The sequence below is a fragment of the Marivita sp. genome (genome assembly GCF_017643905.1).
In the GTDB taxonomy this organism is placed as follows: domain Bacteria; phylum Pseudomonadota; class Alphaproteobacteria; order Rhodobacterales; family Rhodobacteraceae; genus Marivita.
The window spans coordinates 1-6,594 of the sequence record NZ_JAEPMO010000194.1 but is presented as its reverse complement, the minus strand read 5'-3'; the positions used below and the strand labels follow the sequence as shown (position 1 = coordinate 6,594).

Genomic DNA, 6,594 nt, shown 5'->3' with positions numbered 1-6,594 from the left:
AGTTTGTCTTTATGGAATAGACCCATTGCGCTGCATCTCAAGGCGCTGCTTTGTGCCTTGGCCTGCGCGTCACTCCACTGTCACACCGCCGATAAGCCGCGTTTTTGCGTACCAGTGTCGTCGAAATTCTCTGGAGCAAGCCAGCGCTCGAAGCGTTGCTTCAGGCCGGGCCACTCATTGTCGATAATCGAAAACCATGCAGTATCACGGTTGCGGCCCTTGTAATGCGTCGCTTGGCGGAATGTGCCTTCATAGGTAAAGCCCAGCCGCTCGGCCGCCTTGCGCGATGGTGCGTTGAGCGCGTCGCATTTCCATTCGTATCGGCGATAGCCTAAATCATCAAAAGCGCGCCGCATCATCAGAAACTGAAACTCGGTCGCGGCACGGGTGCGTTGCAGGGCAGGTGAAAGGTTGATGAACCCAACCTCGATGCTGGCGCTGGCCGGGGTGATCCGCAGGTAGCTGGCATGGCCCAAGGCTTTGCCATCAACGAGGATGGCGTGCATCAGAGGGTCGTCCTTCTGGATCGCCTCATCGACCCACGCACGGAATTCGGCAGGGTCGTGATAGGGGCCGTTCGGCAGATAGGTCCAGATGCGGTCTTCGGTATCCGCGCGAAAGGCGGTGTACAGGTCATCCGCATGATCCATCGACAGCGGCACGACAGAACAATATCGCCCCACCATGGCGGTGCGCGGAGGCACCTGGCGGGGCGATGTATCGGCAAGAGGTAAGCCGACAGGTTGGCCCAGCGCATTCAGGCGCTGAGCCGTGATCAGGGGATCACTCACGCAAATTCGCGGCCAAGGGCTTCGTCCACGCCCGCGATGATCTGGTTGATGTCGTCTTTCGTGGCGATCAGCGCCGGGCTGAAGCAGAGCGTGTTGTTCATACCGGGCAAAGAACGGTTGGTTGCACCGATGATGATGCCCTGCTGCATGCAATCTGCGACCACCTTCTGTACCCGCTTTTCGGCCATCGGCTTGCGGGTTTCGCGGTCTTCGACCAGTTCGGCCCCAAGGAACAAACCCTTGCCGCGCACGTTGCCAATGACAGCGTGCTTGTCGGCCAGCGCGTGAAGCTGGTCCAGCATGTAGTGGCCCATCGCCGTGGTGTTCTCCAGCAGACCTTCGTCCTCGATGATGCGCATGTTCTCCAGCGCCGCTGCCGGGCCAGCCGTGCAGCCGCCAAAGGTCGAGATGTCGCGGAAGTAGTTCATCGGATCGTCGGCATTGTCCTTGAACATCGAGAACACGTCCTCGGTGGTCACAAGGCAGGCAATCGCCGCATAGCCCGACGCCACACCTTTGGCCATCGTCACCATGTCGGGCTGCACGCCGTAATGCTGATAGCCGAACCATGTGCCGGTGCGACCCACGCCACAGACCACTTCGTCGATATGCAGCAGGATGTCATACTTGCGGCAAATCTCCTGAACGCGGTCCCAGTACCCCTGCGGCGGGGTGATGACGCCACCACCAGCGGTCACCGGCTCAAGGCAGAGCGCGCCGACGGTGTCCGGGCCTTCGCGCAGGATCACCTGTTCGATCTGGTCAGCGGCCCATTCGCCGTAATTCTCGGTCGGGGCGCCCTGATCGCCTGCGCGGTACTCAAGGCAATGCGGCACGCGCACGAAACCGGGCGTGAACGGCCCGTACTGCGCGTTGCGCTCGTCCTGACCGCCCGCAGACAGACAGCCGATGGTGGTGCCGTGGTAGTCGCGGTCACGGTAGAGGGTCTTGTGCTTGTTGCCGCCATAGCGCTTGTGCGCGATCTGGCGGACCATCTTGAACGCCTTCTCGTTCGCCTCGGACCCCGAGTTCGTGTAATACACGCGGGTCATGCCCGGCATCTTGGTGATCAGCTTTTCCGAGAACAGCGCTCCGGGGATCGACCCGGCGGAACCGGCAAAATAGTTCAGCTTCAGAAGCTGGTCATAGACCGCCTTGGCGATGCTTTCGCGGCCGTAGCCTACGTTCACCGTCCAGACGCCACCGGACACGGCATCCAGATGCTCTTTGCCCTTCTGGTCCCAGACCCGCATGCCTTTGCCTTCGACGATGATCCGGGGATCGTTGGTCTCGAACGGCTTGTGCTGGATCAGGTGGTGCCACACATGGGCGCGGTCGGCTTCGACCACGTGGCTGAGATCGTTCTGGGTCAATGTACCGTCCATGGGCGTCACCTCCGTTTGAGAATCACAATGGACCAGACGCGGCTGTCGATCTGGCTGGAAACATCTTGATCAGATCAGTATTGCGACGTTAGGGCCAGAGCCGGCGCACAGATAGGTCCACATTGGCGGACGTGCGCTTGCAATGTTGCCCAAGGTTTTGGCGGTTCAGGACCCGTCCGCTGCCGGTGGTTCGGCGGGCGCGCCATTGATCATGCCCATCAGCATCGCGATTTGCGCGTCCAGCCAGGCGCGCAGCTGGTCCACCATGATCACGAAAGACTCCATCGGAGCCTTCAGTTGCGGCACGGCCTCACCGACTTCGGGTGCGTACACGTAGAGGGCTGCAGCTATCGCAAACAGCAGGATGGTATAGAGAAAACCGCGCCCGAAACCGCCGGACGGTTCGTCATCGTCTTCAAGATCGGCCTGCACGCTGCGCACTTCGGTGCGTTCGCTGGAGGCGCGCAGGCTCTGATTGATCTCTTCCACATCCGGCAGCATATCGCGTCGGGATTTCGGGCGATCGGCCACAGCGGCTGCAGCGGCAGCAACCGCGGCGGCTTCCGGATTTTCACCACGCAGCTTGCGCATTCTCTCCTGCGCCTGACGGGCGCGCTTTGCTGCCTCGTCTTCTGGCTCCTGCAGGCCCAGATCGGGCTGCTCTTCAAGAGTTCCCGCTTCGGCGCGGCGCGCGCGTGCCTCGATCTCGGCCTCTTCACGCAGGATGTCGGCGACCGAAGGGTCAAGCTCGCGGCGCTTGGGTGGTGCGGGTGGTGCAGAATTGCCCGGTGTCGCTTCCTGATTGACCGAAGGACGATCATCGACATCCGCATCAACCTCGGGATGCCAAACCGCGTCCTTGGGCGCCTTGGCGGCTGCTTCGAGGGCTTCTGGTGTATTACTGGTGTCGCGCGCCTGAAACCACGTGTTGCCGCAATTGGAACACTGAACATCCCGACCGTCCTCGGGAATGACATCGTCCGGGACTTCGTACTGCGCCCCACAACTTGGACATTTCAGCCGCATTTTGCCTGTTGCCCCCAACAAGCTGGCTTCAATTGCCAGCCCAGCCCACCATCTTCTTGTTGAAAACGAACAATAAGCGCGGGTTTCCGCATGTAAATGCCCAATGTGACCGTTCCGGCGCATTGAAACCCGCACGATGCTCAGGCACAACAACGCCGAACCAGTGGCAGGGACCGGACCGCCGTGATCGAGTTGGAAAATGTAGCCTATAGTTATGGCGGCGGTGAATTATTGACAGACATGACCCTGAACGTGGCACCGGGATCGTTTCACTTTCTCACCGGCCCGTCCGGATCGGGGAAAACCACCTTCCTCAAGCTCTGCTATGGTGCCTTGCAGGCGACGGCAGGACATGTGCGCCTTTTTGAGCGCGATGTGCGTGGACTGAGCCGCGATGATGTTGCCATCCTGCGTCGAAAGATTGGGGTGGTGCATCAGGATTGCCAGTTCCTCGACCATTTGCCGGTGACCGAAAACGTCGCTTTGCCGCTGACCGTGTCCGGGCAGGACCCCGATGGCGCGGATGCCAATCTCAAGGAACTGTTGGCGTGGGTCGGGCTGACCGGACGGGCCAACGCATTGCCTCCAGAGCTGTCGGGCGGCGAGCGCCAGCGCGCTGCATTGGCGCGTGCGGTCATCATGTCGCCGGATGTGATCCTTGCAGATGAACCAACCGGCAATATCGACTGGGAGATGTCGCAGCGCCTGCTGACCCTGCTGGTCGAGCTGAACCGCATGGGCAAGACGATCCTGATTGCCACCCACGACCTTGGGCTGATCCGTGCGGCCAAGGCGCAGGTGCAGACGCGGGTTCTGCGGATCTCGAACCGGCGGCTTCAGATGGCGGGGGCAGATCTGTGAATTTTGATCTGCGGACCACGGCCCGGATGCTGCAATTCGACGAACGGGCGGATCGCGTTGTTCCGCCAACCGGGTTCACCGCGCGCCTGACGCTGTTCAGTGCCTTTGCGATGTCGTTCCTCGCCGTCTTTGCCTTGGCCCTGTCGCTGGCAGCGGGCCGGGTTGCGGATCGGTGGGGCAATGAGCTGGCGCAATCCTCGACCATTCGCATCTCGGCCCCGGCGGGCGAGGTCGCCACCCAGACCGAAGCGGCGCTGCGCGTGTTGCGCACCACGCCCGGCATTGTCGATGCCCGCGCTCTGACGCTCGACGAGCAACGTGCCTTGCTCAGCCCGTGGTTCGGAGCCGATCTGCCAATCGACAACCTGCCTCTGCCACAACTGATTGACATCATCGAAACCGAGGATGGTTACGATGCCGCTGGCCTGCGCTTGCGTCTGGCCGCCGAAGCCCCTGCCGCCGTGCTGGATGACCACGCCCGATGGCGGCGTCCGCTGATTGATGCGGCGTCCCGGCTGAGACTTTTGGGCTGGGCGTCGATCCTGCTGATCGCAACGGCTGCGGCGGCCATGGTGACGCTGGCTGCCAATGCCGCCCTTGCCGCCAACGCGCAGGTGATTGCCGTGCTGCGTTTGGTCGGTGCCAAGGATACTTATATCGCAAGCGCTTTTGTGCGGCGTTTTGCGCTGCGGGCGCTGACCGGCGCTGCCTTTGGCACGCTCACGGGGATCATCGCGCTGGTGCTTGTGCCGTCCGGCAGTGAAACCGCAGGGGTGCTCACCGATCTGAGCATTCAGGGCATCGGCTGGGTCTGGGTGGTGCTGATCCCGCCGTTGTCCGGGCTGGTTGCATTCGTCGCCACGCGCTATGCGGCGGGACGTGTGTTGGAGGACTTGGCCTGATGGCATATGCAATCCAGTGGGTGCGCTCGCTGCTGTTCGTGATCTCGGTCTATGTGGCGATTGCCGTGGTTGGTTTGGGTTTGTTCCCGTGGGCCGTGGTGTCACGCAAAGGCGCGCGCACGGGCTGTATGTCGGTCTGCCACTTCGTGCGCTGGGCGGCGCCCTGGATGATCGGACTCAAGACCGAAATCCGTGGCACACCCCCCGATTACGAATGTATCGTCGCCTCCAAACATCAAAGCTTTCTGGACGTGTTTCTTGTCTTCTCGGCTGTCCCGGCGGGCAAGTTCATCATGAAGCGTATTCTGATGTATTCGCCCATCGTTGGTCAGTACGGGTTGCGCATCGGATGTATCCCGGTGGACCGGGGCAAGCGCGGTGCTGCGATCAAGCAGATGGTCGAAGGGGTGAAAAAGGGTACGGCAACGCCGGGTCAGCTTATCATCTACCCGCAGGGCACCCGCATCGCCCCCGGTGTGAAAGCGCCCTACAAGATCGGAATTGCGGTGCTTTACGAAAAGCTTGGCCAGCCTTGCGTGCCGGTTGCGGCGAATGTCGGCCTCTTCTGGCCCAAGCGCGGCATCTACCGCAAACAGGGGACTGCGGTCGTCGAGTTTCTTGAGCCGATCGCGCCGGGCCTGCCGCGTGATGAATTTCTCAAGTTGTTGGAAACGCGGATCGAGAGTGCCTCGAACCGTTTGAACGAAGAGGCCGGATTCCATGCGCCGCATTGAAACCATCGCAGAGCTTGAAGCGCTTTACGACGCGGCGGTTCCGGCATCCTTGTTCAAGGTCGCGGATCATCTGACCCCGAGCTACCGCCGCTGGGTCGAGGCCGCGCGGTTCTGTGTCATCTCGACCGCCGGATCGCGGGGCACCCATGGCACGCCGCGCGGCGACATCGACCCGGTGGTGCGGGTGGCCGACTGTCATACGATCCTGCTGCCTGACTGGCGTGGCAACAACCGGTTGGATGCGCTGCGCGATCTGGTTGAAGACCCGCGCATCGCGTTCCTCTTCATGATCCCCGGCACCAAGACCACGGTGCGGGTCAATGGCCGCGCGTGGATCACGGATGATCCGGAGCTGCGCGGTACATTCCAGAAAAAGAACATCCTGCCTGCCACAGTGATCGTGACAGAAGTCTCCGAGGTCTACACCCAGTGCGCCAAGGCGCTGATGCGCTCGGGCCTGTGGGACGGCGCGCCATTGCCCGAAGGATTGCCGACAGTTGGCGAGATCCTCGCCGATCAGACCGACGGCGCGCTGGGCGGTGCGGAGTATGACGCCAATTACGAGGTGAACGCCATTCCGCGGATGTGGTAGGGCGACCGCACGGTTGCTTTCCAAAACCTTAACGGATGGGATGCAGGGTGCCCCCACGTTGCGCAACGAGCGGACAGGGTCACTCCCACACCGCGATCTGAACGATGGTTTTCCGAATTGGGGGTCACGCCCCGACCTTGAGAAACCGGTTTTACACAGGCCCCCCAAGTTCGACAAAATCCGCCGAAATTCGCCTGAATTGAGGGTGGCTGGCTGAGTTATTTCAATGATTTAGCGGTTGTGTTCGGGCAAATTTCTGTAGTCACACACATTGCCTATATTGGTGTTGTTTAGTTGAATCTT

General features: G+C 61.3%; 7 protein-coding genes. 4 read left to right on the top strand and 3 right to left on the bottom strand.

Annotated elements, in window-relative coordinates; translation table 11 throughout:
* Nucleotides 1-80 precede the first annotated feature (80 nt).
* From JJ869_RS21050 to JJ869_RS21040, 3 genes are all read right to left on the bottom strand, one after another.
* Nucleotides 81-791 carry a GNAT family protein gene (locus tag JJ869_RS21050; RefSeq protein ID WP_292270394.1) on the bottom strand — a complete coding sequence of 237 codons (711 nt, stop codon included), beginning with the start codon at nt 789-791 and terminating at the stop codon, nt 81-83.
* Nucleotides 788-2,176: an aminotransferase class III-fold pyridoxal phosphate-dependent enzyme gene (locus tag JJ869_RS21045; protein ID WP_292270393.1), complete on the bottom strand. Its 1,389-nt coding sequence runs from the start codon at nt 2,174-2,176 to the stop codon at nt 788-790. Before JJ869_RS21045 ends, JJ869_RS21050 begins: the two co-directional genes overlap by 4 nt.
* Before the next feature lie 165 nt (nt 2,177-2,341).
* A complete protein-coding gene (locus tag JJ869_RS21040; RefSeq protein ID WP_292270391.1) occupies nt 2,342-3,202 on the bottom strand; it encodes a zinc-ribbon domain-containing protein in 861 nt (286 codons plus the stop codon).
* A gap of 183 nt (nt 3,203-3,385) precedes the next feature.
* Here JJ869_RS21040 and JJ869_RS21035 point away from each other — a divergent pair, with 183 nt between their 5' ends.
* The 4 genes from JJ869_RS21035 to JJ869_RS21020 are packed head-to-tail and all read left to right on the top strand — an operon-like array spanning nt 3,386 to nt 6,291.
* A complete protein-coding gene (locus JJ869_RS21035) occupies nt 3,386-4,063 on the top strand; it encodes an ATP-binding cassette domain-containing protein (RefSeq protein ID WP_292270389.1) in 678 nt (225 codons plus the stop codon).
* A 26-nt stretch (nt 4,064-4,089) separates the two neighbouring features.
* Nucleotides 4,090-4,965, top strand: a complete 876-nt coding sequence (locus JJ869_RS21030) for a cell division protein FtsX (protein ID WP_292270395.1) — start codon at nt 4,090-4,092, stop codon at nt 4,963-4,965.
* A complete protein-coding gene (locus JJ869_RS21025) occupies nt 4,965-5,699 on the top strand; it encodes a lysophospholipid acyltransferase family protein (protein WP_292270388.1) in 735 nt (244 codons plus the stop codon). The genes JJ869_RS21030 and JJ869_RS21025 overlap by 1 nt, the downstream gene beginning before the upstream one ends.
* Nucleotides 5,686-6,291 (top strand): MSMEG_1061 family FMN-dependent PPOX-type flavoprotein, encoded by a 606-nt coding sequence (locus JJ869_RS21020; RefSeq protein ID WP_292270387.1) that lies wholly within the window; start codon nt 5,686-5,688, stop codon nt 6,289-6,291. Before JJ869_RS21025 ends, JJ869_RS21020 begins: the two co-directional genes overlap by 14 nt.
* Nucleotides 6,292-6,594: the final 303 nt, after the last annotated feature.

What these genes read in the sequence shown, in the direction of transcription:
- JJ869_RS21040 (WP_292270391.1), bottom strand. Translation starts at nt 3,202, where the DNA reads ATGCGGCTGAAATGTCCAAGTTGTGGGGCGCAGTACGAAGTCCCGGAC.
- JJ869_RS21025 (WP_292270388.1), top strand. Translation starts at nt 4,965, where the DNA reads ATGGCATATGCAATCCAGTGGGTGCGCTCGCTGCTGTTCGTGATCTCG.
- JJ869_RS21030 (WP_292270395.1), top strand. Translation starts at nt 4,090, where the DNA reads ATGCTGCAATTCGACGAACGGGCGGATCGCGTTGTTCCGCCAACCGGG.
- JJ869_RS21045 (WP_292270393.1), bottom strand. Translation starts at nt 2,176, where the DNA reads ATGGACGGTACATTGACCCAGAACGATCTCAGCCACGTGGTCGAAGCC.
- JJ869_RS21020 (WP_292270387.1), top strand. Translation starts at nt 5,686, where the DNA reads ATGCGCCGCATTGAAACCATCGCAGAGCTTGAAGCGCTTTACGACGCG.